At 62.9% G+C, this 25832-nt stretch carries 31 protein-coding genes and 1 pseudogene; 7 read left to right on the top strand and 25 right to left on the bottom strand.

Annotation, left to right across the window (positions count from 1 at the left end; all coding sequences use genetic code 11):
• Position 1 precedes the first annotated feature (1 nt).
• Genes ACMC5O_RS04260 through dapA form a run of 3 tightly spaced genes read right to left on the bottom strand, consistent with a single transcriptional unit; the run spans position 2 to position 1949 of the window.
• Positions 2-586 carry a DUF2062 domain-containing protein gene (locus ACMC5O_RS04260; RefSeq protein WP_246444552.1) on the bottom strand — a complete coding sequence of 195 codons (585 nt, stop codon included), beginning with the start codon at positions 584-586 and terminating at the stop codon, positions 2-4.
• On the bottom strand, positions 579-1061 hold the full coding sequence (gene smpB, locus ACMC5O_RS04255; protein WP_187709777.1) for an SsrA-binding protein SmpB: 483 nt from the start codon (positions 1059-1061) through the stop codon (positions 579-581). The genes ACMC5O_RS04260 and smpB overlap by 8 nt, the downstream gene beginning before the upstream one ends.
• Positions 1062-1073: 12 nt before the next feature.
• Positions 1074-1949, bottom strand: a complete 876-nt coding sequence (gene dapA / locus ACMC5O_RS04250) for a 4-hydroxy-tetrahydrodipicolinate synthase (RefSeq protein WP_187709778.1) — start codon at positions 1947-1949, stop codon at positions 1074-1076.
• Positions 1950-1969: 20 nt separating this feature from the next.
• On the opposite strand from dapA, the gene ACMC5O_RS04245 reads away from it, so the two are divergent.
• Complete coding sequence (locus ACMC5O_RS04245; RefSeq protein WP_426693314.1) at positions 1970-4081, top strand: transglycosylase SLT domain-containing protein; 2112 nt, start codon at positions 1970-1972, stop codon at positions 4079-4081.
• 24 nt (positions 4082-4105) lie between these two features.
• On the opposite strand, the gene ACMC5O_RS04240 is transcribed toward ACMC5O_RS04245, so the two are convergent.
• The gene (locus tag ACMC5O_RS04240) at positions 4106-4267 is read right to left on the bottom strand and encodes a YdcH family protein (protein WP_187709783.1); all 162 of its coding nucleotides are present in this window, start codon (positions 4265-4267) and stop codon (positions 4106-4108) included.
• Positions 4268-4431: 164 nt separating this feature from the next.
• On the opposite strand from ACMC5O_RS04240, the gene ACMC5O_RS04235 reads away from it, so the two are divergent.
• The 4 genes from ACMC5O_RS04235 (at position 4432) to ACMC5O_RS04220 (ending at position 6803) form a co-directional block, all read left to right on the top strand.
• Complete coding sequence (locus tag ACMC5O_RS04235) at positions 4432-4626, top strand: YdcH family protein (RefSeq protein ID WP_222949954.1); 195 nt, start codon at positions 4432-4434, stop codon at positions 4624-4626.
• Positions 4627-4722: 96 nt separating this feature from the next.
• Positions 4723-5208, top strand: a complete 486-nt coding sequence (locus ACMC5O_RS04230; protein WP_187709899.1) for a DUF1465 family protein — start codon at positions 4723-4725, stop codon at positions 5206-5208.
• Between the two features lie 21 nt (positions 5209-5229).
• Positions 5230-6375, top strand: a complete 1146-nt coding sequence (locus tag ACMC5O_RS04225) for an iron-containing alcohol dehydrogenase (protein WP_187709785.1) — start codon at positions 5230-5232, stop codon at positions 6373-6375.
• The gene (locus tag ACMC5O_RS04220) at positions 6372-6803 is read left to right on the top strand and encodes an acyl-CoA thioesterase (protein ID WP_246444556.1); all 432 of its coding nucleotides are present in this window, start codon (positions 6372-6374) and stop codon (positions 6801-6803) included. The genes ACMC5O_RS04225 and ACMC5O_RS04220 overlap by 4 nt, the downstream gene beginning before the upstream one ends.
• On the opposite strand, the gene ACMC5O_RS04215 is transcribed toward ACMC5O_RS04220, so the two are convergent.
• A complete protein-coding gene (locus ACMC5O_RS04215) occupies positions 6796-7752 on the bottom strand; it encodes an NAD(P)H-dependent flavin oxidoreductase (protein ID WP_222949973.1) in 957 nt (318 codons plus the stop codon). The two genes, ACMC5O_RS04220 and ACMC5O_RS04215, sit on opposite strands and share 8 nt — an antisense overlap.
• Positions 7753-7822: 70 nt before the next feature.
• On the bottom strand, positions 7823-8356 hold the full coding sequence (locus tag ACMC5O_RS04210) for a CAP domain-containing protein (RefSeq protein ID WP_187709787.1): 534 nt from the start codon (positions 8354-8356) through the stop codon (positions 7823-7825).
• A gap of 142 nt (positions 8357-8498) precedes the next feature.
• On the opposite strand from ACMC5O_RS04210, the pseudogene ACMC5O_RS04205 reads away from it, so the two are divergent.
• Both ACMC5O_RS04205 and ACMC5O_RS04200 read left to right on the top strand, forming a co-directional pair.
• Positions 8499-8591 (top strand): annotated as a pseudogene (locus ACMC5O_RS04205) (hypothetical protein); the annotation flags it as partial.
• 79 nt (positions 8592-8670) lie between these two features.
• Positions 8671-8805: a hypothetical protein gene (locus tag ACMC5O_RS04200; protein ID WP_187709901.1), complete on the top strand. Its 135-nt coding sequence runs from the start codon at positions 8671-8673 to the stop codon at positions 8803-8805.
• Between the two features lie 13 nt (positions 8806-8818).
• Here the strand turns inward: ACMC5O_RS04200 and ACMC5O_RS04195 are convergent, their stop codons facing one another.
• The 19 genes from ACMC5O_RS04195 to efp form a co-directional block, all read right to left on the bottom strand.
• Positions 8819-9490, bottom strand: a complete 672-nt coding sequence (locus tag ACMC5O_RS04195; RefSeq protein WP_426693511.1) for a biotin--[acetyl-CoA-carboxylase] ligase — start codon at positions 9488-9490, stop codon at positions 8819-8821.
• A gap of 11 nt (positions 9491-9501) precedes the next feature.
• On the bottom strand, positions 9502-10938 hold the full coding sequence (gene nuoN, locus ACMC5O_RS04190) for an NADH-quinone oxidoreductase subunit NuoN (RefSeq protein ID WP_426693313.1): 1437 nt from the start codon (positions 10936-10938) through the stop codon (positions 9502-9504).
• The gene (locus tag ACMC5O_RS04185; protein ID WP_187709788.1) at positions 10938-12470 is read right to left on the bottom strand and encodes an NADH-quinone oxidoreductase subunit M; all 1533 of its coding nucleotides are present in this window, start codon (positions 12468-12470) and stop codon (positions 10938-10940) included. Before ACMC5O_RS04185 ends, nuoN begins: the two co-directional genes overlap by 1 nt.
• Complete coding sequence (gene nuoL / locus ACMC5O_RS04180; RefSeq protein ID WP_187709789.1) at positions 12467-14503, bottom strand: NADH-quinone oxidoreductase subunit L; 2037 nt, start codon at positions 14501-14503, stop codon at positions 12467-12469. Before nuoL ends, ACMC5O_RS04185 begins: the two co-directional genes overlap by 4 nt.
• Entirely contained in the window at positions 14503-14808 is a 306-nt protein-coding gene (gene nuoK / locus ACMC5O_RS04175) for an NADH-quinone oxidoreductase subunit NuoK (protein WP_187709790.1), read from the bottom strand. Before nuoK ends, nuoL begins: the two co-directional genes overlap by 1 nt.
• Positions 14805-15413: an NADH-quinone oxidoreductase subunit J gene (locus ACMC5O_RS04170; RefSeq protein WP_187709791.1), complete on the bottom strand. Its 609-nt coding sequence runs from the start codon at positions 15411-15413 to the stop codon at positions 14805-14807. Before ACMC5O_RS04170 ends, nuoK begins: the two co-directional genes overlap by 4 nt.
• Positions 15414-15437: 24 nt before the next feature.
• Complete coding sequence (nuoI, locus tag ACMC5O_RS04165) at positions 15438-15920, bottom strand: NADH-quinone oxidoreductase subunit NuoI (protein ID WP_426693312.1); 483 nt, start codon at positions 15918-15920, stop codon at positions 15438-15440.
• Positions 15917-16990, bottom strand: a complete 1074-nt coding sequence (nuoH, locus tag ACMC5O_RS04160; protein ID WP_187709793.1) for an NADH-quinone oxidoreductase subunit NuoH — start codon at positions 16988-16990, stop codon at positions 15917-15919. Before nuoH ends, nuoI begins: the two co-directional genes overlap by 4 nt.
• The gene (nuoG, locus tag ACMC5O_RS04155) at positions 16987-18996 is read right to left on the bottom strand and encodes an NADH-quinone oxidoreductase subunit NuoG (protein WP_187709794.1); all 2010 of its coding nucleotides are present in this window, start codon (positions 18994-18996) and stop codon (positions 16987-16989) included. Before nuoG ends, nuoH begins: the two co-directional genes overlap by 4 nt.
• Positions 18989-19129, bottom strand: coding sequence for a hypothetical protein (locus ACMC5O_RS04150; RefSeq protein ID WP_187709795.1), 141 nt, complete (start codon positions 19127-19129; stop codon positions 18989-18991). Before ACMC5O_RS04150 ends, nuoG begins: the two co-directional genes overlap by 8 nt.
• Entirely contained in the window at positions 19126-20436 is a 1311-nt protein-coding gene (nuoF, locus tag ACMC5O_RS04145) for an NADH-quinone oxidoreductase subunit NuoF (RefSeq protein WP_187709796.1), read from the bottom strand. The genes ACMC5O_RS04150 and nuoF overlap by 4 nt, the downstream gene beginning before the upstream one ends.
• Positions 20429-20584 carry a hypothetical protein gene (locus ACMC5O_RS04140; RefSeq protein ID WP_187709797.1) on the bottom strand — a complete coding sequence of 52 codons (156 nt, stop codon included), beginning with the start codon at positions 20582-20584 and terminating at the stop codon, positions 20429-20431. Before ACMC5O_RS04140 ends, nuoF begins: the two co-directional genes overlap by 8 nt.
• A complete protein-coding gene (locus ACMC5O_RS04135) occupies positions 20581-21276 on the bottom strand; it encodes a complex I 24 kDa subunit family protein (RefSeq protein ID WP_426693311.1) in 696 nt (231 codons plus the stop codon). Before ACMC5O_RS04135 ends, ACMC5O_RS04140 begins: the two co-directional genes overlap by 4 nt.
• A complete protein-coding gene (locus tag ACMC5O_RS04130; RefSeq protein ID WP_187709798.1) occupies positions 21276-22505 on the bottom strand; it encodes an NADH-quinone oxidoreductase subunit D in 1230 nt (409 codons plus the stop codon). The genes ACMC5O_RS04135 and ACMC5O_RS04130 overlap by 1 nt, the downstream gene beginning before the upstream one ends.
• Positions 22502-23389, bottom strand: coding sequence for an NADH-quinone oxidoreductase subunit C (locus ACMC5O_RS04125; protein WP_426693310.1), 888 nt, complete (start codon positions 23387-23389; stop codon positions 22502-22504). The genes ACMC5O_RS04130 and ACMC5O_RS04125 overlap by 4 nt, the downstream gene beginning before the upstream one ends.
• On the bottom strand, positions 23389-23970 hold the full coding sequence (locus tag ACMC5O_RS04120; protein WP_426693309.1) for a NuoB/complex I 20 kDa subunit family protein: 582 nt from the start codon (positions 23968-23970) through the stop codon (positions 23389-23391). Before ACMC5O_RS04120 ends, ACMC5O_RS04125 begins: the two co-directional genes overlap by 1 nt.
• Positions 23961-24338: an NADH-quinone oxidoreductase subunit A gene (ndhC, locus tag ACMC5O_RS04115; RefSeq protein ID WP_426693308.1), complete on the bottom strand. Its 378-nt coding sequence runs from the start codon at positions 24336-24338 to the stop codon at positions 23961-23963. The genes ACMC5O_RS04120 and ndhC overlap by 10 nt, the downstream gene beginning before the upstream one ends.
• A 92-nt stretch (positions 24339-24430) precedes the next feature.
• Positions 24431-25243, bottom strand: coding sequence for an inositol monophosphatase family protein (locus ACMC5O_RS04110; protein WP_187707613.1), 813 nt, complete (start codon positions 25241-25243; stop codon positions 24431-24433).
• An 11-nt stretch (positions 25244-25254) separates the two neighbouring features.
• A complete protein-coding gene (gene efp / locus ACMC5O_RS04105; RefSeq protein ID WP_187707614.1) occupies positions 25255-25818 on the bottom strand; it encodes an elongation factor P in 564 nt (187 codons plus the stop codon).
• Positions 25819-25832: the final 14 nt, after the last annotated feature.

Genomic DNA, 25832 nt, shown 5'->3' with positions numbered 1-25832 from the left:
TTCAGGAGATCTCCGAAGCCGACACACCCTCCCGGTCGGCATAGCGGCGCTGTATCCATTTGCGCCCGATCCACCATCGCCATCCGACGAGCGACATCCAATATCCTGCGAACGCGAAAATCGCGGCTATCACGGCAAGGCCGGTCACCATCGCCGGAGCGGCATCGGACAGCAGCCAGGCAAGCCACCGCCATACGCTCGCATGGGTGTTGGAAAGCACCTGCAGCGTCGTAAGGTCCGCGTGGAACCCCATGCGGTTGCCGACGTCCACCGCAGCAATCAGGAAAAACGGGGTCGTCGCCGGGTTGGAGAGGAATGTCATCGCCGCGGCGATCGCGACATTACCCCTTAGCGCCATACAAACCAGCGCAGCGCCGACGATCTGGAGACCCGGCACCATCAGGAAGATGCCAACGAACAGGCCGATTGCCACTCCGCGTGGCACCGACCGGCGAGTGAAGCGCCACAGGTCCGATCCCCGGATGCGGTGACCGAACGGCTTCAGCCAGCGACTGTTCTGGACTTCCTCGCGGGAAGGCGCGTGCTTCGCCATGAAGCCGCGGATGGCGCTCGCAAAATCAGCCACGCGACCTCATTAGCCGCGCCTGCTCGCGCTTCCAGTCGCGCTCCTTCACAGTGTCGCGCTTGTCGTGCACCTTCTTACCCCGGGCGAGGGCCAACTCGACTTTCGCCCTGCCTTTCGAATTGAAATATATGGATAGCGGCACAAGGGTTAACCCTTGGCGAGTGACCGCGCCGTGCAATTTCGCGATCTCGCGCCCTTTAAGCAACAGCTTCCTCTTTCGCCGAGGCTCGTGGTTGAGGCGGTTTCCGTGGCTGTATTCGGGAATATGGCTGTTGATCAGCCAGATCTCGTCGCCATCGACCGTGGCGTAACTCTCCGCAATCGACCCTTCGCCCTGGCGAAGTGCCTTCACTTCAGTCCCGGTGAGGGCGATACCAGCCTCGAACCGGTCGTCGACGAAATAGTCGAAGCGCGCGCGGCGATTCTCGGCGACGACCTTCGTCTTGTCGAACGGGGATGGCAGAGGCTTGGACACGAAAATTCCGATTTAAAGCAGGCCGGCGTGCTCCAACGCCTTGTCGACCGCGCGCTTCGACGCATCCGACGGCTCGGTCAAGGGCAAGCGCAGGTCGGCCGGATAACCGGGCCGCACGCGGGTCAATGCATATTTGGTCGGCCCGGGCGACGCATCGGAAAACAAAGCGGCATGAAGCGGATAGAGTCGGTCCTGTAGCTCCAGCGCATCGTCCCAGCGGCCCTCGCGCGTCGCGGCCTGGAAATCCGAACACAGCTTGGGTGCGACGTTCGCGGTCACGGAAATGCAGCCGACTCCACCCATGGCATTGAAGCCCAATGCCATGTCGTCGTTGCCGGAAAGCTGAATGAAATCCTCGCCGCATGCGAGCCGTTGGGCGGTCACGCGGGCGAGATTGCCAGTCGCATCCTTGATGGCAACGATGCGCGGATGCTTCGCGGCTTCAGCCAAGGCTTCGACTGAAATGTCGGCAACCGTGCGGGACGGCACATTGTAGACCACGATCGGCAGCGGCGAAGCCTCGGCAACTGCCGTGAAATGGGCCACGAGGCCGGCCTGGCTCGGCTTATTGTAATAAGGAACGACAACGAGCGCGGCGTCGGCGCCCACGTCCGCCGCCGCGCGGACCATGTCGATCGCGGCCTGCGTCGAGTAGCTTCCGCATCCGGCGATGACTGGCACCCGGCCGTTCGAGACCCGCACGGTCGTCGCGATGACCTCGCGATGCTCCTCATGGCTGAGGGTCGCGCTTTCGCCCGTCGTCCCGCACGGAACCAGCGCGTTCGACCCTTCCGTAATCTGCCAATCAACGAACTCTCGAAGTGAGTCTTCATCGACACACTTGCCGGAAAAAGGTGTCACCAGTGCAGGTATCGACCCGTAAAACATGAACTTTTCGCCTTCACGACATGTTCGCCGAGGTGGATACTCAGCCGCGTTCAGCGACTGATAAGGAGGGCAGTCGGATAATGTCCAGCATGAGAGGTGTCGCTCTAATACTCTTGCTCGTCACGTCGACGGCTGCGTCCACGCAGACGACGTACCCAGCCTATTCAGCGCCGAGGCCGGCCTATGCGTCTCCAACCGCGGGCTACAGTGTCGGTTACGCACTGAACGACTGGCGTCGCCTGCGACAGAACAGCGGATTCACCTTCGGGGATTATGCCCGTTTTCTGAATGCCAATCCCGGCTGGCCCGAGGAATCCAAGCTCCGCCGCTGGGCCGAAGCGGCAATGCGCCCGGGCGAAAATGCCGGTGTGGTCCTGGCCTTCTTCTCGAATGAGCAGCCCAAGACCGGCAACGGCTACGCCCGCCTTGCCGACGCACTGAGCGCGACAGGACGGAATGCCGAGGCCCTCGCCGCCGTCCGGGCGGCCTGGGCTTCTTCCGATCTCAGCACGACCGACGAACAGAGCATTTTCGCCCGCTATGGCCAAAGCCTGACATGGCAGGATCATGATCGGCGGACGGATTCACTCCTGTTCGCGAAGGACGCGACTGATGCCGAGCGCTTCCTCCCGCTGACCTCCGCTGCGCGCCGCGGCGCATTCACCGCCCGCGTCGCGATGCAGAAGAGATGGCCGGATGCAGAGACCCGCTATCAGGCAGTCATGGGGCAGGTGGTCACGGATGCAGGCCTGATGATGGACCGCGCGCGCTACCTGCGCGACGCCAACTGGGAGCATTCCGCTCGTCAGCTTTTCGCCCGCGACCACAATTTCACCTACCGGCCCGCCGACCCGGACCGCTTCATGGACATGCAGATCCTGCTGGCCGACAGCGCTGCCCAGAACGGCTACTGGAGTATCGCCTACAATATCGCGCGCCAAACCGACGACGTCCTGACCCCTGGCGTCAATGTCAGCGACCAGGATCTTGGAATTCGAGACAAATATACGTCGCTTATGTGGCTTGGCGGGACCGCAGCGTGGAGCGGGCTCAACCGCCCGAACGACGCGATGATCATGTTCGACCGCTACTCGCGCGGCGGCAGGTCGCTGCAGGTGCTTTCGAAGGGCCTCTACTGGGCCGGCAAGGCCGCCATGTCCGCGCGTCGCGCGACCGAGGGAACCGCTTACTTCCAGCGAGCCGCTGCCTATCCTGAACTCTTCTACGGCCAGCTCGCGCTCGAACAGCTGGGGCGTTCGGTTCCGGCTCCTGGGCCGCTTCCGACGTTCGCGGTCAACCCTCAGCAGCGGGCCGAGTTTGGAACGAGACGCCTTGTGCAGGCTGTGCAAATCCTTGGTCAGCAGGGTCAGCGGGAAGAACAGACCCTGTTCGTTCGAGCCCTTGCCGAATCGCTCAACAATGATGCCGAGCGCGTCCTTGCGACCCAGCTTGGCCAGCAAATCGGTCGCGAGGATTTGGGAGTTTGGGTCGCTCGAATGGCCCGCATCAAGGGCAACGCGTTCTACGTCGAGTCCGCCTACCCGCGTCTGCAGGCATCGGTTAGCGGCGCACGCATGTGGTCGCTCGCGCATGGCATCACCCGACAGGAGAGCTCGTTCGATCGCGCCGCCGTCAGCCATGCCGGCGCACGGGGGATGATGCAGCTGATGCCCGGGACTGCTCGGGAGCAGGCTGGCAAGATGGGCATTGGCTATGATGGTTACCGGCTGACGACCGATCCCTCATACAACGTCATGCTTGGCACTGCCTACTTCCAGCGCATGCTCAATATCTGGGACGGAAACGTTCCTTTGGCGGTCGCCAGCTACAACGCCGGCTCGGGCAACGTCGGAAAATGGGTCAACCGCTACGGAGATCCCCGCGGCCAGAAGGACGTTCTACATTGGATCGAGCAGATCCCGTTCAGCGAGACCACCCGCGACCGTCAGCGCAAGCTGATCGCCAAGATCGATTGCGCGATCCGCCGCCTTTACGAAGGCGAATATGGCTATTGCGAAGTGACTGGCGATCCGATTTCGCTGGCTCGCTTGGAAGCCAGGCCGATCGCAACAATGACCCTGGAGGCGCAGGAGCGCCACGAGCGAATCGAGAAAGTGTCGCGGGACGACTGATTGCCGTCCCGCGGATGGCCGGTCCTAGTGGAAGTGACCGGCGAGTTCGTCCTTTAGCCTGAGCTTTTCTTTCTTGAGCTCATGAAGCTTGATCATGTCGGGGAGCGGGCGGTGCTCTTCCTCATCGATTTGCGCGGCGAGGGAAGCGTGCTGAGATGTGAGCTCCTCGACATGGGCCTTGTCCATCGGTGCCATTCCTTTCCTTCAATGCGTCTGAATAGCGTCGAGAGTAAAACACTTTTCTGACGGTTTGTCTCGTACCCAAAAGGTCCGTCCGCCCGACTGGAGTCGCGGCTCATCGCGGCCTAAGAGCAACGATGCGAAGGTGCTACGCGGAAGACACGAAGCGAATGGACGACGCAATCCGGGAGCAGCTCGATGCCATGAAGGCAGAGCATCGGCGGCTGGATGAGCAGATCAGCGCCCTTTCCGCGAACCCATTGTCCGACCAGCTGGAAATAGCCCGCCTGAAGCGCCGGAAGCTGATGCTGAAGGACCAGATCCAGCTGATTTTCGATCGAAATACGCCTGACATTATCGCCTGAGACTTGTCCCGTTACGGGATTTTTCAGGCCGTCATCGCATCCGGCACCTCTTTTCGGGCGTTTTCAGCAGCCATGAAGAATGGCACTGATTGCGAGATGGACGATTCGAGCATTGCGCAGTCTGAAGCGCGGATCACATCGCGGCTGATCGACAGCCTCTACACCGAGGCGATGCTGCTAGCCGATGAGGCGCGGTCTTACTTCGACGATGCCGGACGCGACGACCGCAACACGCTCGAGCCCTTCATTCGCGTTGGCTTTGCCTGCGAGTCGCTGAAGGTCACGACCCGGATCATGCACATCGTCGCTTGGCTCCTGACGCAGCGCGCGATCGAGACCGGAGAGCTTCCCGGCAAGGAAGGCCGGCGGCCCGAACGCCGCCTTGGCCATGCCGCCGACAGCGACCCGGAGCTCGTGGCGAAGCTTCCAGCGTCCGCGCAGCGCCTGATCGAGGCGAGCAGCGAACTGTACGCGCGCATCCAGCGCATCGACGAGGGCGTCGTGGCCGAGGAGCCGGCTGCCAGCCCTGCCCGCGCACTGATGGGCAGGCTCGAACGCGGCCTCGGTGGGAATCTCGCCTAAGCAACGCTAGTCTGCGCCGGAATGCGCAGCTTCACTTTCCATCCCGGACCCCGCCTGATCGCAGGCGAAGGCAAGTCGGACAGCATCGCCGATTTACTGCCCGAGGGGCCGGTCTTGTTCGTCACGGACGAACAGCTCGTCGGTCTTGGCCTGACCGACTCGTGCCTGGAAGCGCTCGACGCCTCAGGACGTCCGTCCATTGTGTTCGATGCGGTTGAAGCCGACCCGTCGCGAACCACTCTCGAAGCGGCCGTCAAGGCCGGACGTTCGGCTGGCGTGAAGTCGGTTGTCGGCTTCGGTGGTGGAAGCCCCATGGATGTGGCCAAGCTCGCCGCCTACCTGCTTGGTTCGGGCGACGATCTCGACGCAATCTGGGGAGTCGACGTCGCCAAAGGGCAGCGGCTTCCGCTCGTCCTTGTCCCGACAACAGCGGGCACCGGATCCGAAGCGACGCCTATCTCGGTCATCACTTGCAAAGGCGGGGTGAAGCTGGCGGTCAATGCTCGACCCTTGACGGCTGACTGGGCGGTCCTCGATCCGATCCTCACGATCGGCCTGCCGCGCAGCGTGACGGCGGCAACGGGTATCGACGCCATTGTGCACGCTGTGGAGGCATACACTTCAGCGCGTTTCAAGAACCCGGTTTCCGACGCGCTGGCGCGAGAGGCGCTGCGCCTGCTTTCGAGCAATCTGCTGACGGCCTGCACGAACCCGCAGGATCTCGAAGCGCGAGAAGCCATGCTGCTCGGCGCCCATCTCGCGGGGCTCGCCTTCTCGAACGCTCCGGTCGCCGGAGTGCATGCCCTCGCCTACCCGCTAGGCGGCCTTCATCACTTGCCCCACGGCGTGACAAACGCGCTGATGCTGCGACACGTGCTCCAGCACAATGCCGAGGCCGCGCGCGAGCATTATGCGGAGCTGGCGCTCATCGTCGTTCCAGAATGCGAACGCGAAGGAAGCCAGGCGCGCACCGCAATGCTGATCGATCGGCTCGACCAGCTCGTGAGCGAAAGCGGGATTGCGACGCGACTGCGCGACTACGGCATCGACATTGCCGAAGCTCCGACGCTTGCCCGCGAGGCGATGAAGCAGACGCGCTTGCTGGTGAACAATCCCTGCAAGATCACTGAAGCGGATGCGCAACGGCTCTATGAGGCAGCCTGGTGAGCCGAAAGCCGCCGGCCGGAAGGGCCGACTTCAAAGCGTGGCGCAAGATGACGACCCGCTGGGCGGACAATGATGCGTACGGCCACGTCAACAACACCGTCTATTATGAGTGGTTCGACAGCGCTGTGAATGCCTGGATGGTCGAGCAGGGCCTGCTCGACATCGCCAAGGGAGATCCCATCGCCCTGGTCGTCGAGACCCGCTGTACCTACGCGGCGCCGCTAGAATTTCCGCAGACGGTTGAAATCGGCCTGGCGGTCGCCGAACTCGGCCGATCCAGTATCCGCTATCGAATCGGCATCTTTGCTGAAGGCAGCGACGGCGCTGCTGCGGAGGGTGAATTCGTCCATGTGGTGGTGGACCGTGCCTCGCGTCGCCCGGTCGAAATACCTTCCCACTGGCGTCCGAAGCTCGAGGCGATCAGCTAGCGCAGAGTCTGGCTTTCGCCGCCTGATATTCCGCGGACATTCGCGCGACCAGCTCGCCTGCGGGAAGAACAGCGTTGACCGCCCCTACCCCTTGCCCGGAGCCCCAGATGTCGCGCCAGGCCTTGGCGCCGGTGGCCGACTGGAAGTTCATTGCGTCGGCGCCCGGAGCCGGCAGGTTGTCGGGGTCCAGCCCCGCCGCGACGATCGACGAGCGCAGGTAGTTGCCATGGATACCGGTGAAGAGGTTCGAATAGACGATATCGGCCGCGCCGCTTTTGACGATCGCCTGCTTGTACTCGTCGCTGGCTCGCGCCTCCGGCGTCGCAATGAAGGCGGAACCGACGTACGCGAGATCGGCGCCCATCGCCTGGGCCGCGAGCACAGCCTCGCCGGATGCTATCGCCCCTGACAGAGCTAGCGGTCCGTCGAACCAGCGGCGGATTTCGTGGACGAGCGCAAACGGAGACCAGCGGCCGGCATGCCCGCCGGCACCAGCCGCTACCGCGATCAGGCCATCGGCGCCCTTTTCGATCGCCTTCCGCGCGAAACGGTCGTCGATGATGTCGTGAAGGGTGATGCCGCCCCATCCGTGGACGGCGTGGTTCAATTCTTCCCGCGCTCCCAAGGAGGTTATGACGATCGGCACCTTCCACTCCGCACAGACCTGCATGTCGTGCTCGAAGCGGTCATTCGACCGGTGAACGATCTGGTTGACCGCAAAGGGCGCCGAGGGCGCGTCTGGATTATCGCGGTCATGCTCCGCAAGCGCTTCTGTGATTTCGTGCAACCACTCGTCGAGCTGAGACGCCGGGCGCGCATTCAGCGACGGGAAGCTGCCGACAACCCCAGCCTTGCACTGGGCAATGACCAGCTTCGGATTGGAGACGATGAAAAGCGGCGCGCCAATCACCGGCAACCGAAGGCGTTGAAGAATCGGCGGAAGCATCAGGCCGGTCGCACCATCATCGTCACGGCTTAGCCGCAGCCGTAACGATTGCGCCACTGCTAATTGTCTGAGGTCAGGCCGCCCGCCGGCCGTCGATATTTCCCGGCGGCGAGTAACGGCAGATCAGATAGTCCCAGTTGTCACTCGGATAGATTGCGCACCCGACATGAGTCGTGCCGCTCCAGACGACCTGGGTGTAATGGGCGACGTCCGCCCAATTCCCCGTCCTGCTGACATCAGGAAATGGCATGCCCGAACGGTAATAGGCTTTCTCCGCAATCCAGTTTCCGACCATCTGCTCTGGAGAATAGGCGCCGCGGGTTCCCATCCAGAGGTTTTCGCGTTGGCCGAGCCGGTCTGCGCGCGCCGAATGCCGAAGACCGCCGAGCCGAGCAAGGGTCGGCCCGTACGACGCCGCGGCGGCCGCCAATGCCGGGTCCCAACGGAGTGGCGGAATACCCAGGCGAGCGCGCTCACGATTATGCGCGGCCAGCAGCTTCGCCGCGGTCACTCCTGAACCGTAAGAAAAGTTCGCCGATTGCGCTGGAACCGGGGCCAGCCCGCACAAAAGCAGCGCTCCGCAAGCCATCAGAACTTTGCGCATCATTGCACCCCGCCCAAGCCTCAAATCTACGGCGAACTTGGCGAATGTCCGCACCCTTGGACACGGCTTGTCGCCCGTTGGACTCGCTCTGGCGATAATTTTGGCTCGACGGACCGATTAAGGTCAGTGTTGCGATAGTTTGGCGGTGGAGCTTTCCTTGCCGCAGGCTCCACCCGCGATCGCGGACGCAACGATCGGGCGCGGGGTCATCCTCAACACGGCCTGCTCGATCGACCACGATTGCGTCATCGGCGACGGCGTCCACATCGGGCCAGGCGTACGGCTCTGCGGAAACGTGAGGGTCGGCACCTCGCAGCCTGATCGGAGTCGGCTCCGCCTTTCGGCCAGGGGTCACCATCGGATCAGATGTCGTTGTCGGAGCCGGAAGCACCGTCGTTGCAGAAATTCCGGACGGAAGCGTCGTGGCTGGCTGCCCGGCCCCCCGTTTGTAGATGCTAGCGGCCTCTAGAGTTCGACGTCTCCGGCTCGGATCACGTCGACTTCACCGTCACGGCGCAGACGAAGCGCTCCGTCGGGATCGATGCCGTCAAAAGTGCCGGTGACCTTCTCATCTGCGCTCGAATGGACCGTGAGATGGGTCCCGACCGGATGGGCGCGAACGAGCCATGCCTGGGCGAACGCTTCGGGCGTCGAGCTGCGCCAAAGCGAGAGCATTCGCGCGAAGCTTCCCGCGAGCAGAGGCGCAAAGGCTTGAGGCAGGAGCGCGCCGTTCAGGGCTGCTGCGTCCCGGCCCTCCAGCTTGGGAGCAGATGAAAGATTCACACCGAAGCCGACGACGACCCGGTCACCGTTCCGTTCAAGCAGGATTCCCGCAAGCTTCGAGTGGCCGAGCATCAGGTCATTCGGCCACTTCAGCATAAGAGGCTGGCTCGGCACCGCGACGGCGACAGCTTCAATCAGCGCCAGTCCCGCGGCAAGTGAGAGCGACTGCGGAGCCGGATCGGCCGCGCCCAGCACGACCAAGGTACTGCCGAAGAAATTGCCGGCTTCGCTGACCCATTCGCGGCGTTGGCGGCCGCGGCCTGCGTCTTGTGTCATGGCGACGAGCCAGTCGCCCTCGATCGCGTTGCCGTCATTCAGGAGATCGGCATTGGTCGAGCCGGTTCGCTCTACAATCCGTATCCGGGTCAGAAGATCGACCCTGCAGCGCGATCGGTGATGGCACCGAGGGGACCGATCAGAAGATACCCGAGCGGCGACACTGCGATGGCTGCCAGGAAGATCAGCGCGCCCTGGATCGGCTGGGTCACGCGCGAGAACGGCTTGCCCGCCTCATCCATGTACATGACCTTGATGATCCGTAGGTAGTAATAGGCACCCACAACCGTGCCGACGATCGCTGCGACCGCCAAAGCGACCAATCCCGAGCTCACTGCTGCCTGGAAAACGAGCAGCTTCGGCCAGAAGCCGAACAAGGGCGGAATTCCAGCCAGGCTGAACATGAAGATCGCGAATGCGGCCGCGAAAGCCGGACGCGTCTGGGAAAGGCCTGAGAGTGAGGCGATGTCCTCGATCGGATCGCCATTCTCGTCGCGCATCCAGAGGACGCAAAGGAACGCTCCGAGGGTCATCACGACGTAGACCGCCATGTAGAACAACACCGACGAAGCGCCCTGCGGAGTGCCCGCGGCAAGTCCGACCAGCGCGAAGCCGACGTTGTTAATCGACGAATAGGCCAGCAGTCGCTTGATGTTCGTCTGCCCGAACGCGGCGACCGCGCCGAGGAAGATGGACGCAAGCGCAGCGAAGATCACAATCTGCCGCCATGCATCGGTCGCCGGAGCGAGCGCATCAAGGCAGACGCGCGTTCCCAGCAAGACGGCGGCGACCTTAGGAGCAGACGCGAAGAAGGCGGTCACTGGCGTTGGCGCGCCTTCGTAAACGTCGGGCGTCCACATGTGGAACGGCACGGCCGAGACCTTGAAGGCCACGCCGGCGAGGACGAATACGAGGCCGAAGAGCAGGCCAAGCGAGCTTGTCCCATCGCGAGCGAAGGCTGCGGCGATGCCGTTGAAGTTCATCGTGCCGGTGAAGCCGTAAAGCAGCGAGATTCCGTAAAGCAGGATACCGCTCGCGAGTGCCCCCAACACAAAGTACTTGAGGCCTGCCTCAGCCGAACGCTCGTCGGTCCGGCGGTAGGACGCCAGCACGTAGGAAGCGAGGCTCTGAAGCTCGAGGCCGACGTAGAGTGTGACAAGGCTCGTCGCCGAGACCATCACTGCGCCACCAAGCGCGCTGAACAGGATCAGGACCGAATATTCGGCGCTATGCTCGGTATCCCGCTCGAACCAGCCATAGGCGGCGATGATCGCGACGGCAGACGCGATGAAGATAATCGCCTTGCCGAACGACCCGAATAGGTCGGCCGTGATCAGGCCGCCGAACACGCCGCCTGCGTGGGACGGAGCGCCGATCAAAGCGAAAGTTGCTGCGACGAGGACCGCGACCGACGCCCAACTCGTGAATCCGCCGCTGCGACGCCCCCCCCAGGCAGCGACCATCATCAGGACGATGCCGCTGACCGTGAGGATCAGCTCAGGGAGGATGGGTGCGAACTGGTTCATTAGTGTGCTGCCTCGGCTGCGTGCTGTTCAGCCTGCGGCTGCGGCTTGCCCGGAGTAAGGTTCATGTCGCCGGCCGGCGTTGCGCGCTCGACGCGCTCCAGGATCCGGCCGACGTCGTTGCGGAACGGGCGGATGAAGCTTTCAGGATAAATGCCCATCCAGAAGACGCCTGCTGCGATCGGTGCCAGCAGCCACCATTCGCGAGCCGACAGGTCGGTCATCAGTGCGGCTTCCTTCGTCCGCGCCTCACCGAAGGCGATCCGCCAGTAGAGCAGGAGCATGTATGCCGCGCCGAGAATGATCCCCGTCGTCGCCACGACCGCTGCCCAGCTTGAAACCTTGTACGTTCCGACCAGGCTCAGGAATTCACCGACGAAGTTGCTCGTGCCCGGAAGTCCCACACTCGCCATGGTGAACACCATGAACAGTAAAGCATAGCCCGGCATGTTGTTTGACAGACCGCCATACTTGGCGATCTCGCGGGTATGCAGCCGGTCGTAGACCACGCCGACGCAAAGGAAGAGCGCACCCGACACGAGACCGTGGCCAAGCATGACCATCATCGCGCCTTCGATGCCCTGCCGGTTGAAAGCGAACAGGCCGAACGTCACGAATGCCATGTGCGCGACCGACGAATAAGCGATCAGCTTCTTCATGTCGGTCTGAACCAAAGCGACAAGGCTAGTGTAGACGACCGCAATCCCGCTCAGGACGAAGACGAACGGCACGAACATCGCCGAGCCCTCGGGGAACATCGGTAGCGAGAAGCGGATGAAACCGTAGCCACCCATCTTCAGCAGCACGCCCGCCAGGATGACCGAGCCCGCCGTCGGCGCCTGAACGTGCGCGTCGGGCAACCAGGTATGGACCGGCCACATCGGCATCTTCACCGCGAAGCTCGCGAAGAAGGCTAGCCAGAGCCATTTCTGCGCGTCGACCGGGAAGTCGTGTGCCATCAGCACCGGGATCGAGGTCGTCTTCGCCTGGAGCACCATGTAGATCATGGCGATCAGCATCAGGACCGAGCCGAACAGGGTGTAGAGGAAGAACTTGTAGCTCGCCTTGATGCGCTCGGCGCCGCCCCAAATGCCGATAATCAGGTACATCGGAATGAGGCCGCCCTCGAAGAAGACATAGAAGAGGAACAGGTCCTGCGCGGCGAACACGCCGAGCATCAATGCTTCCATCAGCAGGAAAGCCGCCATGTATTCAGGCACGCGCTTGTCGATTGAGCGCCAGCTGGCCCCGATACAGATCGGCATCAGGAACACTGACAGCATGATCAGCACCAAGGCGATGCCGTCGATACCGAGGTCCCAGTTGATGCCGGCGGCGAGCGGCAGATGCTCGACGAACTGCCACTGTGCTCCGTTCGGGTCGAACGCAGCCCAGAGGTAGGAGCCGAGAGCCAAGTCGATCAGGGTGGCGATCAGCGCGATCCAGCGCGCCGCGCTCGCGTTGACGAACAGGCACAGTCCGCCGGCGACGAGCGGAATGGCGACGAGCAGGGTTAACAAGGGAAGATTCGTCACTTGCTCGCCCACCAGATCGCCCAGCTTGCCGCGCCGATCAGGCCGAGAAGCATCACGAGTGCATAAGAATAGAGGTACCCCGACTGGAGGCGGGCTGTGATCTTGTTGCCGACGCCCACCGCATAGGCCGCGCCATGCGGGCCAAAGCGGTCGATCGTGCCCTCGTCACCGCGCATCCAGAACAGTCGGCCGAACCAAAGCGAAGGCCGAATGAAGAGGCGGTCGTACAGCTCGTCGAAGTACCATTTGTTCTTCACGAAGCGGTAGATTCCGCCGAACTGCTTGACGAAGCCGGCCGCATCCTGCGGGTTTCGTATGTAATTGTTGTAGGCAATCGCGAGGCCAATCAGCATCACGACCGTCGCAGTGTACTTCACCCAGGTCGGAACGCCGTGCATCGCGTGAGCGAGGTGCTCGTTGAACGCGACGCTGCCGTTCCAGAATTCGGCTGATTCCAGGAAGTAGTGGCTGAACGTGAAGCCGGCCGCGATTGCGCCGACAGCCAGCAGACCGATCGGAACCAACATTGTCAGCGGGCTTTCGTGCGGATGGTATCCTCCCGTGCCTGCCGGCGGCATGTCGTCATCATGCGAGCTGTCGCCATGCTCCGCGTCCGGATGATCGTGATCGCCATGGACGGCGTGCCGGATGTGCTCCGAGGCTCCCCAGCGCGGCTTGCCCCAGAAGGTCAGGAACATCAGGCGCCAGGAATAGAAGCTGGTGAGCAAGGCCGCGATCGCGCCTGCCCAGAAGGCGATCGTTCCGTGGACGGAGCCGCTCGCATAAGCGCTCTCCAAGATCGCGTCCTTCGAGTGATAGCCAGCGAACCCGACGCCGAGGATTCCGACGCCGGTGATCGCGAGCGTGCCGATCAACATCACCCAGAAGGTGAACGGGATTTCCTTACGAAGGCCGCCGTAGAAGCGCATGTCCTGCTCGTGGTGCATCGCGTGGATGACCGAGCCAGCGCCGAGGAACAGCAGAGCCTTGAAGAAGGCGTGCGTGAACAAATGGAACATCGCCGCGCCGTATGCGCCGACGCCTGCCGCGAAGAACATGTAGCCGAGCTGCGAGCAGGTTGAATAAGCGATCACGCGCTTGATGTCGTTCTGGGCTGTGCCAACCGTCGCCGCAAAGAAAGCAGTAGCCGCGCCGACGAAGGTCACGACCATCGTTGCCGTCGCGCTCTGCTCGAACATCGGGGACAGGCGGCAGACCATGAACACGCCGGCGGTCACCATCGTGGCCGCGTGGATCAGGGCGCTGACCGGTGTCGGGCCCTCCATCGCGTCCGGAAGCCAGGTGTGAAGGCCGAGCTGCGCCGACTTGCCCATCGCTCCGACGAACAGAAGCAGGCAGAGCAAAGTCATCGTGTCGACGTGCATGCCCGCGAAGCCGACCGTCGAACCGGCCATCGAGGGCGCTGCAGCAAGGATCGCCGGGATCGAAAGCGTTCCGAATACCCAGAAGGTACCGAAGATGCCGAGCGAGAAGCCGAAATCGCCGACGCGATTGACGACGAACGCCTTGAGCGCCGCCGCATTGGCGGATGGTTTATGGTACCAGAAGCCGATCAGCAGGTAGGACGCGAGACCGACCCCTTCCCAGCCGAAGAACATCTGGACGAGGTTGTTGGCCGTCACCAGCATGAGCATCGCGAAGCTGAACAGCGACAGGTATGCGAAGAAGCGAGGCTGGCTCGGATCCTCGGCCATGTAGCCCCAGCTGTAGAGGTGAACGAGCGACGAGACGGTCGTGACAACGACCAGCATGACCGCCGTCAGCGCATCGACGCGAAGCTCCCACGCGACCTGCAGATTGCCGGAGTTGATCCAAGACAGGACCTGGACGACCTGCTCCTGCGATCCGCCGGTCAAATAGCCGATGAAGATCGGCCAACTGAGCGCCGCGCCGATGAACAGCGAACCGGTCGTGACCACCTTAGACGGCGTCTGACCGATCCAGCGACCGCCAAGGCCCGCAATGATTGCGGCCAACAACGGCAGGAAGACGATGAAGATTACAGGGTGCATCAGCCGTGCATCCGGTTGACGTCGTCGACCGCGATCGAGCCGCGGCGACGGAAGAAAATGACGAGGATGGCGAGGCCGATGGCGGCTTCGGCGGCGGCGACGGTCAGGACGAACATCGCCATCACCTGCCCGACGAGATCGCCAAGGAAGGCGCTGAACGCGACCAGGTTGATGTTCACGGCGAGCAGGATGAGCTCGATCGCCATCAGGATGAGGATGACGTTGCGGCGATTGAGGAAGATGCCAAGCACGCCTAGCACGAACAGGATCGCGGCAACGGTGAGGAAATGAGCAAGTGTAATCACAGCTTCATGCCCTCGCCCACGGTTGGATTTTCAAGCTTGATGGCCTCGTCCGGGCGGCGATCAACCTGCTTCGAGACCTTCTGGCCGCGAACGTCGCCACGGCTGCGGTGCGTCAGGACAATCGCGCCGATCATCGCGACGAGCAGGATCAAACCGGCAATTTCGAATGGGTAGAGGAAGCGGCTGTAGAGTACCTGGCCGAGGGCCACGATGTTGGGTTCGACAGCAGTGTCACGTGGCACCGCGCCGCTGAGCACCGGGCCGGCCTTCCACGCGCTGATCGCAAGCACCATCTCGGCGAGCAGGACGATGGCGAGGATAATCCCGAACGGCAGATTCCTTGTGAAGCCGGACCGTAGCTCCGCGAAGTCGATGTCCAGCATCATGACGACGAACAGGAACAGCACCGCGACCGCGCCAACGTAGACGATGACCAGAAGCATCGCGATGAACTCGGCGCCGACGAGCAGCATCAGCCCCGCCGCGTTGAAGAACGCGAGGATCAGCCAGAGCACGCTGTGCACCGGATTGCGCGCGAAGATCACGCAGACCGCCGAGGCGATCATGACCGTCGCGAAGAGGTAAAAGGCAAGGAGTGCGATCAAGTCTTGGACCCTGTTGCGGCGCGCTTATCGGTAGGGGGCATCGGCGGCAAGATTGGCAGCAATCGCCCTCTCCCACCGGTCGCCATTGGCGAGCAGTTTCGCCTTGTCGTAAAGCAATTCCTCGCGCGTCTCGGTCGCGAATTCGAGGTTCGGTCCCTCGACGATCGCATCCACCGGGCAAGCCTCCGCGCACAGCCCGCAATAGATGCACTTCACCATGTCGATGTCGTAACGTGTGGTCCGGCGGCTGCCGTCCTCGCGCGGTTCTGCCTCGATGGTGATCGCTAGTGCCGGGCACACCGCTTCGCACAGCTTGCAGGCGATGCATCGCTCTTCCCCGTTCGGGTAGCGGCGCAGAGCATGTTCGCCGCGGAAACGTGGAGACTGCGGCGCCTTCTCGTAGGGGTAGTTGATGGTCGCCTTGGGCTTGAAGAAGTACTTCAAGGTCAGCCAGTGCGCTTTCACGAACTCCCAGAGGGTGAATGCCTTGATGGTGCGCGAAATCATGCCGCGCCTCCGTAGCGGGAGAACATGAGCCATCCAGAGATGATGACGACGAAAAGGATGCTGAGCGGCAGGAATATCTTCCACCCGAGCCGCATGAGCTGGTCGTAACGGTACCTCGGCACCGTCGCCTTCACCCAGCTGAAGACGAAGAAGAAGAAGCTCATCTTCAGGAACAACCAGAACAGACCGGTCAGCTCCGGCGTGAAGAAGAAGCCGTAGAGCGGTTTCCAGTTCACCGGCGGCAGCCAGCCACCCCAGAACAGGATGGCGTTGAGTGCGCACATCAGGATGACGTTGCCGTACTCGCCAAGCCAAAAGAGCGCGAAGGCCATCGAGCTATATTCGGTCTGGTGTCCGGCAACCAGCTCGCTCTCCGCCTCGACCAGGTCGAACGGCGTGCGGAAGGTCTCGGCCATCGAGCTGATCAGGAACACAACCGCCATCGGGAAAAGCAGAGGGTTGAAGCCGTAGCCGTTCAGCAGGCCGAAAAGCTTGTGGCCCTGCTGGGCAAGCACGATCCCGCTCAGGTTGAACGTGTTCGAATAGAGCACGACACAGATCAGCACGAAGCCGATCGAGACCTCGTAGCTCACCATCTGCGCGGCCGCGCGGAGCGCCGAGAAGAAGGGATATTTGGAGTTCGAAGCCCAACCCGCGACGATCACGCCGTAAACGCCGAGCGAGCTTGCAGCGAGGACGTAGAGCAGCCCCACGTTGATATTCGCGAGGACGACGCCCGGAGCGAACGGGATCACCGCCCAGACGATCAGCGCCACCGTGAAGGTGATAATCGGCGCGATCAGGAACAGGCCGCGATTGGCGCCCGACGGAATGATCGTTTCCTTGAGGAAGACCTTGAGGCCGTCAGCGAAGCTCTGCAGCAGGCCCCACGGCCCAACCACGTTCGGGCCACGGCGAAGGGCAATCGCCGCCCAGATCTTGCGGTCGGCATAGATGATCATCGCCACCGCCAACATCAGCGGAAGCGCGATGACGAGGATGCCGATGATCGTGGCGATGAACCACGACCATTCGTAGGTCATGCCCCAGGATTGGAACCAGGCCGTCACTCGGCAGCCTCCTGCACGCGGCGGCCCTGTACGAGTTCTTCCGAACAGACATGCATGGTCGGGCTGGAGCGGGTGATCGCGTTGGTCAGATAAAAGTCGCGAATCGGATAGACGACCGCACCCTCAGCCTTCGCGTCGGGCTTCGGCGGCGACCAATCGAACGCGATCAGGCCGTCGCGACCGAGCTGCGGATACTCCGCGACCATCTTCGCGCGAAGCTGGTCGAAACGGTCGAACGGCAAGGGCGAGCCGAACAGATCGGACACGGCGCGGAAAATCGTCCAGTCCTCGCGAGCCTCGCCCGGAGCAAACGTTGCGCGCTCGCTGCGCTGAACCCGCCCCTCGGTGTTAACGTAGGTGCCGTGCTTCTCGGCATAAGCTGCGCCGGGGAGCACCAGATCGGCCTGCCGGGCGCCATTGTCGCCGTGGTGGCCGATGTACACCTTGAAGCTTCCCGCGAAGCGTGCCGGATCGACTTCGTCCGCGCCCAGGAGCAGCACGACTTCCGGTTTCGCCTTATCGATATCGGCGATGCCGCCCTTCTGCGCGTAGCCAAGGATCAGGCCGGCCATGCGCGATGCGCTTGTGTGAAGGACGTTGAAACCGTTCCAGCCGTCGCGGACGAGCTTGAGCGATTTCCCCAGGCCAAGCGCCGCGCCGAGCGCGTTGGCTGCAAGAGCGCCCGCGCCGACGATGACGGCCGGACGCTCGGCCTTGGCGAACGCATCAGCTACTTCCTTGGGAAGCTTCCCAAGCAGCTTCAGGTCGTTTCCGATCCACGCGACCTTCATGCCGAGGTCGACTTCAGGTCCGAGACCGAAGATCTTGGCTCCCTTGCGCTGAGCCTTGCGAAGCCGCGTGTTGACCAGCGGAGCCTCCCAGCGCGTGTTCGATCCAACGAGGAGGACGACGTCCGCATCCTCGATGCCGGCGATGGTCGAATTGAAGTTGATCGCGGCAAGGCTCGACACGTCGTAGGTCAGCCCGGTCTGGCGGCCCTCGAGCAGCGACGAGCCCTGCGCCTCCAGCAGCTTCTTCGCGGCGTACATTGTCTCGGCGTCAAGGAGGTCGCCGGCAATGGCAGCGACATTCGCACCGGCCTTCTTCAGACGCTTGGCGAACAGGTCGAGCGCCTCGCTCCAGCTTGCCTCGCGAAGCTTGCCCTTCTCACGAACCCACGGACGGTCAAGGCGATTGCGTACCAGCGCATCGACGTGGTGCCGCGTCTTGTCGCTGATCCACTCCTCGTTCACGTCGTCATTGACGCGCGGAAGTATGCGCATGACCTGCCGCTGGCGGACATCGAACCGGATGTTGGATCCCACCGCGTCCATGACGTCGATGCCGGGAACGCGGCGAAGCTCCCACGGACGGCTTTCGAACGCCTGGGGCTTCTGAAGCAGCGCCCCAACCGGGCAAACATCGGCCAGGTTGCCGGCCATTTCGGTAGTCACGGCCTTCTCGAGGTAGGACGTGATCTGGCTGTCCTCGCCCCGATAAAGCATCCCGAGTTCGGGAACGCCCGCGACTTCTTCCGAAAAGCGGATGCACCGCGTGCACTGGATGCAGCGCGTCATCGCGGTCTTGATGACCGGGCCCATGTATTTGTCGTCAATGGCGCGCTTATTCTCGTCGAAGCGCGAGAACGGGCGGCCATAGGCCATCGCCTGGTCCTGAAGGTCGCACTCGCCGCCCTGGTCGCAGATCGGGCAGTCGAGTGGGTGATTGATGAGCAGGAACTCCATCACCCCTTCGCGGGCCTTCTTCACCATCGGTGTGTCGGTTCGGATCGTCTGGCCATCGGCGGCCGGAAGCGCGCAGCTCGCCTGCGGCTTGGGCGGTCCGGGCGCGACTTCGACCAGGCACATGCGGCAGTTGCCGGCGATCGACAGCCGCTCGTGATAGCAGAAGCGCGGGATCTCCTTGCCGGCGAGCTCACAGGCCTGCAGGACGGTCGCGCCCTGCGGGACCTCGATCTCAACCCCGTCGACGGTAACTTTAGGCATCGTCGCCGTTCTTTCGGTCTTCAGTTTCGCGCCGCCGTTCAATCGTCGTGATGCGCGGTCCACCGCCTCGCGCCACGAGAAGCGCAATGACTGCAACCACAGCGACAATGAGGATGATCGTCGTCGTGCTCATTCGGCTGCCTCCAGCATTCCACGGCCGGTGTGTTCGGCGATGCGGCGCTCCAGTTCCGGGCGGAAATGGCGGATCAGCCCCTGGATCGGCCAGGCGGCGGCGTCGCCGAGCGCGCAGATTGTGTGGCCCTCGACCTGCTTGGTGACGTCGTAGAGCTTGTCGATGCTCGCCACGTCAGCGTCGCCTTCGCGGAGGCGCTCCATCATGCGCCACATCCAGCCGGTGCCTTCGCGGCATGGTGTGCACTGGCCGCAGCTCTCGTGCTTGTAGAAATAGGAGATGCGGCTGATCGCGCGAACGATGTCGGTCGACTTGTCCATGACGATGACCGCCGCGGTGCCGAGGCCGGAACCGAGCGCTTTCAGCCCGTCGAAGTCCATCGGCGCATCCATGATCTCAGCCGCCGGAACCAGCGGAACCGATGAGCCGCCGGGGATTACCGCCAGCAGGTTGTCCCATCCACCGCGAATTCCGCCTGCATGCAGGTCGATCAGCTCACGGAACGAGATCGACATGGTCTCCTCGACCACGCACGGCTTGTTCACGTGGCCGCTGATCTGGAACAGCTTGGTGCCTTCGTTCTTCGGATTGCCGAAGCCCGCGAACCAGGTAGCGCCGCGCCGCAGGATCGTCGGGACGACCGCGATGCTCTCGACATTGTTGACGGTGGTCGGGCAGCCGTAGAGGCCCGCACCTGCCGGGAACGGCGGCTTCAAGCGCGGCTTGCCCTGCTTGCCCTCGAGGCTTTCGAGCATCGCCGTCTCTTCGCCGCAGATGTAGGCACCCGCGCCGCGGTGGACGAAAAGGTCGAAGTCATAGCCTGAGCCGGCGGCATTCTTGCCCAGCAACCCGGCTTCATACGCTTCCGCAACTGCTTTTCGTAAAACCTCAGTTTCACGAATGAATTCGCCACGAATGTAGATGTAGCCTGCCCGCGCCCGCATCGCGAAGCCGGCGATCAGCGCACCCTCGATCAGCTTGTGCGGATCGTGGCGGATGATCTCGCGGTCCTTGCACGAACCGGGCTCGGACTCGTCGGCGTTGATGACCAGGAAGTTCGGCTTACCCGGCTTCGGCTCCTTGGGCATGAAGCTCCACTTCATGCCGGTCGGGAAGCCAGCGCCTCCGCGACCACGAAGCCCGGAGTCCTTGATCTCCTCGATAATCCTGTCCTGGCCGCGCTTCATCAGTGTGGCTGTACCGTCCCAGTCGCCCCGGGCACGCGCCGCTTTCAGCCACGGCTCCTGGAAGCCGTAGACGTTGGTGAAGATTCGGTCCTTGTCGGAGATCGGGGTGACGCTACCCATTGCGCGGCCCCTCCAGCAGCTTCATTCCGCCGTAGACGACGAGGCCCGCGAGCGCGACGCCGATCGCGAGGCCGATCAGGCCCTTCAGGATCTTCCACGCCACGACGATGATGATGATCGCAAGGACGATCTTCAGGACGCCTTTCATTGCGCGCCCTCCCCGGCCGAACCGGCGTTCCACTGGCTGCGATAATCGTAGTTACGCTCGGCCATTTTCTTGAGGCTGGTCGGACCTCCCTCGGGGCAGCTCGTTTGCCGGTCGACCTGCGGCCCGGGCTTCGGCGTCTCGCCGCGAGCCAGCGCATCGAGGATCGCGCCCATGCTCTCCTCGGTCAGGTCTTCGTAATTGTCGTCGTTGATCTGGACCATCGGCGCGTTTGCGCAGGCGCCAAGGCATTCGACCTCGGTCAGCGTGAACAACCCATCCTCCGTCGTATGGCCCTTGCGCATGCCGCGAAGCTCACAGGCACGCAGCACGTCGTCCGAGCCGCGCAGCATGCACGGCGTCGTCCCGCAAACCTGCACATGGAAGCGGCCAACCGGCTGCAGGTTGAACATGGTGTAAAAGGTCGCGACCTCGAGGACGTGGATCGGCGCCATGTCGAGTTCGCGAGCGACGAATTCCATGACGGGCAGCGGCAGCCACCCCTGCGTGCTCGTCTCCGCTCCGACCTGCCGCTGGGCGAGGTCGAGAAACGGGATCGACGCCGACATCTGGCGCCCTTCCGGATAACGCGCGACGATCTCCTTCGCCTTGCGCGCATTCTCCGGCGTCCACTGGAAATCTCCCCAGCGCGCCCGGACTTCCGGATCGTCGATGATTCCAGCTTGGCCGGCCATCAGCGGTCGCACTCCCCAAAAACCACGTCGATTGCGGACAACACGGCCGTCACATCCGCCAGCATGTGGCCCTTCATCATAAAGTCCATGGCTTGGAGGTGGCTGAACGCCGTTGGGCGTATCTTGCAGCGGTACGGACGGTTCGTCCCATCGGCGACGAGGTAGACGCCGAACTCGCCCTTCGGGCTCTCCGTCGCGACATACACTTCGCCCTCGGGCACGTGATAGCCCTCGGTGTAGAGCTTGAAGTGGTGGATGAGGGCCTCCATCGAAGTCTTCATCTCGGAACGGCTCGGCGGGAACACCTTCCGGTCTTCCGATCCGACTGGCCCCTTCGGCATCTCTTTGAGGCACTGGCGCATGATCTTCGCCGACTGCCGCACTTCCTCCACGCGGACCATGAAGCGGTCGTAGCAGTCGCTGTTGGTGCCGACCGGAATGTCGAAGTCCATCCGGTCGTAGACTTCGTAAGGCTGCGAACGGCGGATATCCCACGGAATGCCGGCAGCGCGGATCATCGGGCCCGAGAAGCCCCAGGCGATCGCGTCTTCCTTGCTGACGACGCCGATATCGACATTGCGCTGCTTGAAGATTCGATTGTCAGCGACAAGGCTGATCGCGTCCTCGAACAGGTGAAGCCGGTTATCGAGCCAGTCGCCAAGGTCAACGAGCATCTTCTCCGGCAAGTCGTAGCGAACGCCGCCCGCGCGGAAGTAATTGGCGTGCATGCGCGCGCCGGACGCCCGCTCGTAGAACTGGAGCGTGTCCTCGCGGACCTCGAACAGCCACAGGTTCGGAGTCATCGCGCCGACGTCCATGATGTGGCTGCCGAGGTTCAGCATGTGATTGGAGATGCGGGTCAGCTCCGCCATCAGCACGCGAATGTACTGGGCGCGGAGCGGCACCTCGAGGCCCATCAACTTCTCGATTGCCAGCACGAAGCTGTGCTCCATGCACATCGGCGAGCAGTAATCGAGCCGGTCGAAGTAGGGCAGCGCCTGCTGGTAGGTCTTGTACTCGATTAGCTTCTCGGTCCCGCGGTGGAGCAGGCCGATGTGCGGATCGACGCGCTCGACGATCTCGCCGTCGAGCTCCATGATCATTCGAAGGACGCCGTGCGCCGCAGGGTGCTGCGGGCCGAAGTTGATCGTGTAATTGCTGACGGTGTCGTCGCCAGCCGTGCCGGCGCCGACGTTTACCTCGACCGTGCGCGAACGGGTGTCGGTCATGCAGCACCCCCGGGCCTACGGCGGCCGGTGCTCTGCGGCTTCGGAGCGGCGGTCTTGCTGGCCTTGCTCACTTCCGACTTCGCCTTTGCGGTAGCCGGCTTACGGGCCTGCTTCTTTGCCTCCGCATTCGCCGGAGCGCCGGCACCCGTGTCGGCAGGCTTTTCGGTCGTCTTCGGCGTTGCGACAGGAGTCTTCGGGTTCACGGCCGCCGGCGCGTTCGGCGCGGGCGCGGGTGAAGGCGCTCCGGCCGCCTCGGCGGTCGCTTTTTCATCGCCTGGAAGCCTGTACTCCGGGCCTTCCCACGGCATCAGGAAGTCGAACGTTCGGAAATCCTGTGGAAGCTGGACAGGTTCGTAGACGACGCGCTTCTCGACCTCGGAATAACGAAGCTCGACATGGCCGGTCAGCGGGAAGTCCTTGCGGTTCGGGTATCCCTCGAACCCGTAGTCGGTCAGGATCCGTCGCAGGTCGGGATGCCCCTCGAAGAGCACGCCGTACATGTCGAACACTTCGCGTTCGAGCCAATTGGCGACCGGCCAGACAACCGTCGCAGTCGGCACCGGAGAAGTTTCGTCGGTCAGCACCTTCACGCGAAGGCGGCGGTTCTTTGTCAGCGACAGGAGCTGGTAGTTCACCTCGAAGCGCTCGGGGCGCTCGGGATAGTCGGCTCCGGCGATCTCCATTAGCTGCTGATATTCGAGACCAGGCGTGTCGCGCAGAGTGCGCAGCGCATCGACGACACTGTCGCGGCGAACCGTCAGTGTGATTTCGCCGACATGATCCTTCACGTCGATAATCTTGTCGCCGAGAGCCTTCTTGGCGGCGTCGATGACCCCCTCGTCCGATGCGGTCTTGGGGACGTGCAGTGCGAGTTTGACGGCCATCAGCGTGCGATCGTCCCCTCGCGGCGGATCTTCCGCTGGAGCTGGAGGATTCCGTAGAGCAAAGCTTCCGCGGTCGGCGGGCAGCCGGGAACGTAAATGTCGACCGGAACGATGCGGTCGCAGCCGCGAACCACCGAGTAGCTGTAGTGGTAATAGCCGCCGCCATTGGCGCAGCTGCCCATCGAAATCACGTAACGCGGCTCCGACATCTGGTCGTAAACCCGCCGGAGCGCCGGAGCCATCTTGTTGCAGAGCGTCCCGGCAACGATCATCACGTCCGACTGGCGCGGGCTCGCGCGCGGAGCGACGCCAAACCTTTCAAGGTCATAGCGTGGCATGTTCACATGGATCATCTCGACCGCGCAGCAGGCGAGGCCGAAGGTCATCCACCACAGTGAACCGGTGCGCGCCCAGGTGAACAAATCCTCGGTCGTGGTGACCAGGAAGCCTTTTTCGTCCAGGCTCTGGCGCAACTCTTCGAGCTTCGCGCGGTCGATGTCGCCGGGAACGAGGCCCGCGAGACGCGCAAGCTCCTCCTCGGTCGGCATGCGATCGTGTCGGGGATCGAGCATCACTCCCATTCGAGGGCCCCCTTCTTCCACGCATAGGCAAGGCCAAGGCCAAGCTCCGCGAGGAAGATCATCATAGCGATCCAGCCAGACAGCCTGGTGAAGTCCAGGCTGACCGCCCAAGGGAAGAGAAAGGCCGCTTCGAGGTCGAACACGATGAACAGGATCGCGACGAGGTAGAAGCGGACGTCGAACTGGGCACGGGCATCCTCGAACGCCGGAAAGCCGCACTCATATTCGGCCAGCTTCGCGGGATCCGGGCGGTGGGCACCGGTCAAGCGCGACACGATCATCGGAAGCACGACGAAAGCGCTCGACAGCGCGAGCGCGATGCCGAGGAAGAGCAGGATCGGTAGATATCCGGCGGCTACGCTGGACAAGCAAATCTCCGGGGTTCGAAAACTTGGCGGGGCTTTAGGCCAGCAGGTTGCGAGGGGCAACCCGCCCGCCCTCACGAAAATGGCCAATTTTGCTAGCGCAAAGCACCGGCAATCAGCTTCTGCAGGCGGCTGTGGATGGCGCCGGACGCGGCGATATATTCACGACGTTCAAAGATGCGGTCCGAGCCCCGATAATCGCTCACGAAGCCGCCAGCCTCGCGGACCAGCAGGACACCCGCGGCGGTATCCCACCGATCCAGATCGTCTTCCCAGAAACCGTCCATCCGCCCCGCCGCGACCCAGGCCAGGTCGAGCGCGGCCGAACCGAACCGCCGGACGCCCGAAACGTGCGGGGCGACAGCGCCGTAAATCTTCGACCATTCAGCCGGGACACCTCGACCACAGTGAGGAATGCCAGTTCCAACCACGCAATCGGCCAGGTCGCGGCGAGACGAAGCGCGGAGACGGCGATCCTGAAGCCAGGCTCCCCTGCCTTTTTCGGCCCAGAAACCCTCGTCCGTAAGCGGCTGGTAGACCAGACCGTGCGTAATCTCCGGACGACCGTCGGGTCTTTTCTCCTCAACGGCAATCGAGATGGAGAAATGCGGGATGCCGTGAAGGAAGTTGGTGGTTCCATCGAGCGGATCAACGATCCAGCGCGGCTTGGAAGGATTTCCCTCCACCTCGCCGCCTTCCTCGAGGAGCAACCCCCAGTCGGGTCGCGCATTACGCAGCTCCTCGACAATTGTCTGCTCAGCGCGCTTGTCGGCCATCGAAACGAAATCGGCGGGCCCCTTTCGGCTGACCTGGAGCTGCTCAACCTCGCCGAAGTCGCGCCGAAGGCGCGGTGCCGCCTTGTGAGCGGCTCGCTGCATGACGGTGATCAGGCCGGAATGGGATACCAATGATCGTCTACTTAGTCGGCACGGCGAACATATTCGCGGCTGTACGTATCGACGACGATACGGGTTCCGCTCGCGATATGCGGGGGGACCATCACGCGGACGCCATTGTCGAGAACTGCCGGCTTGTAGCTGGACGAGGCCGTCTGCCCTTTCACCACCGCGTCGGCCTCGACGATCGTCGCTTCGATCTGGTCCGGAAGCTGAACGCTGATTGGACGCTCGTTGTAGAGCTCCATCACCACGTCCATGCCGTCCTGGAGGAAGGCCGCCGGATCGCCGATCAGGTCCTCGGCGAGCGAGACCTGCTCGTAATTCTCCTTGTCCATGAACACGAGCATGTCGCCGTCGTGGTAGAGGAACTGGAAGTCCTTGGTGTCGAGGCGGACGCGCTCAACGGTCTCGGCGGAGCGGAAGCGGACGTTGGTCTTGCGGCCGTCGATGAGGTTCTTCATCTCGACCTGCATGTAGGCGCCGCCCTTGCCGGGCTGCGTGTGCTGGATCTTCACGGCGCGCCAGATGCCGCCTTCGTACTCGATGATGTTGCCCGGACGGATGTCCACGCCGCTGATCTTCATGATCGCCTACCTGC

This window comes from Sphingomonas sediminicola (genome assembly GCF_049991885.1).
Classification (GTDB): domain Bacteria; phylum Pseudomonadota; class Alphaproteobacteria; order Sphingomonadales; family Sphingomonadaceae; genus Sphingomicrobium; species Sphingomicrobium sediminicola.
This window is presented reverse-complemented; position numbering and strand designations above follow the sequence as displayed.

Bases quoted from the DNA above. Each gene is read 5' to 3' on its own strand.
- ACMC5O_RS04230 (WP_187709899.1), top strand. From the start codon at position 4,723: ATGGACGATTCGAGCATTGCGCAGTCTGAAGCGCGGATCACATCGCGG.
- nuoF (WP_187709796.1), bottom strand. From the start codon at position 20,436: ATGGGTAGCGTCACCCCGATCTCCGACAAGGACCGAATCTTCACCAAC.
- ACMC5O_RS04235 (WP_222949954.1), top strand. From the start codon at position 4,432: ATGGACGACGCAATCCGGGAGCAGCTCGATGCCATGAAGGCAGAGCAT.
- nuoL (WP_187709789.1), bottom strand. From the start codon at position 14,503: ATGCACCCTGTAATCTTCATCGTCTTCCTGCCGTTGTTGGCCGCAATC.
- efp (WP_187707614.1), bottom strand. From the start codon at position 25,818: ATGAAGATCAGCGGCGTGGACATCCGTCCGGGCAACATCATCGAGTAC.
- nuoI (WP_426693312.1), bottom strand. From the start codon at position 15,920: ATGATTTCGCGCACCATCAAGGCATTCACCCTCTGGGAGTTCGTGAAA.
- ACMC5O_RS04130 (WP_187709798.1), bottom strand. From the start codon at position 22,505: ATGACCGACACCCGTTCGCGCACGGTCGAGGTAAACGTCGGCGCCGGC.
- ACMC5O_RS04245 (WP_426693314.1), top strand. From the start codon at position 1,970: ATGTTCGCCGAGGTGGATACTCAGCCGCGTTCAGCGACTGATAAGGAG.
- ACMC5O_RS04240 (WP_187709783.1), bottom strand. From the start codon at position 4,267: ATGGACAAGGCCCATGTCGAGGAGCTCACATCTCAGCACGCTTCCCTC.
- nuoN (WP_426693313.1), bottom strand. From the start codon at position 10,938: ATGAACCAGTTCGCACCCATCCTCCCTGAGCTGATCCTCACGGTCAGC.
- ACMC5O_RS04125 (WP_426693310.1), bottom strand. From the start codon at position 23,389: ATGGCCGTCAAACTCGCACTGCACGTCCCCAAGACCGCATCGGACGAG.
- ACMC5O_RS04210 (WP_187709787.1), bottom strand. From the start codon at position 8,356: ATGATGCGCAAAGTTCTGATGGCTTGCGGAGCGCTGCTTTTGTGCGGG.
- ACMC5O_RS04150 (WP_187709795.1), bottom strand. From the start codon at position 19,129: ATGAGCACGACGACGATCATCCTCATTGTCGCTGTGGTTGCAGTCATT.
- dapA (WP_187709778.1), bottom strand. From the start codon at position 1,949: ATGTTTTACGGGTCGATACCTGCACTGGTGACACCTTTTTCCGGCAAG.
- ACMC5O_RS04225 (WP_187709785.1), top strand. From the start codon at position 5,230: ATGCGCAGCTTCACTTTCCATCCCGGACCCCGCCTGATCGCAGGCGAA.
- ACMC5O_RS04120 (WP_426693309.1), bottom strand. From the start codon at position 23,970: ATGGGAGTGATGCTCGATCCCCGACACGATCGCATGCCGACCGAGGAG.
- ACMC5O_RS04135 (WP_426693311.1), bottom strand. From the start codon at position 21,276: ATGGCCGGCCAAGCTGGAATCATCGACGATCCGGAAGTCCGGGCGCGC.
- nuoG (WP_187709794.1), bottom strand. From the start codon at position 18,996: ATGCCTAAAGTTACCGTCGACGGGGTTGAGATCGAGGTCCCGCAGGGC.
- ACMC5O_RS04140 (WP_187709797.1), bottom strand. From the start codon at position 20,584: ATGAAAGGCGTCCTGAAGATCGTCCTTGCGATCATCATCATCGTCGTG.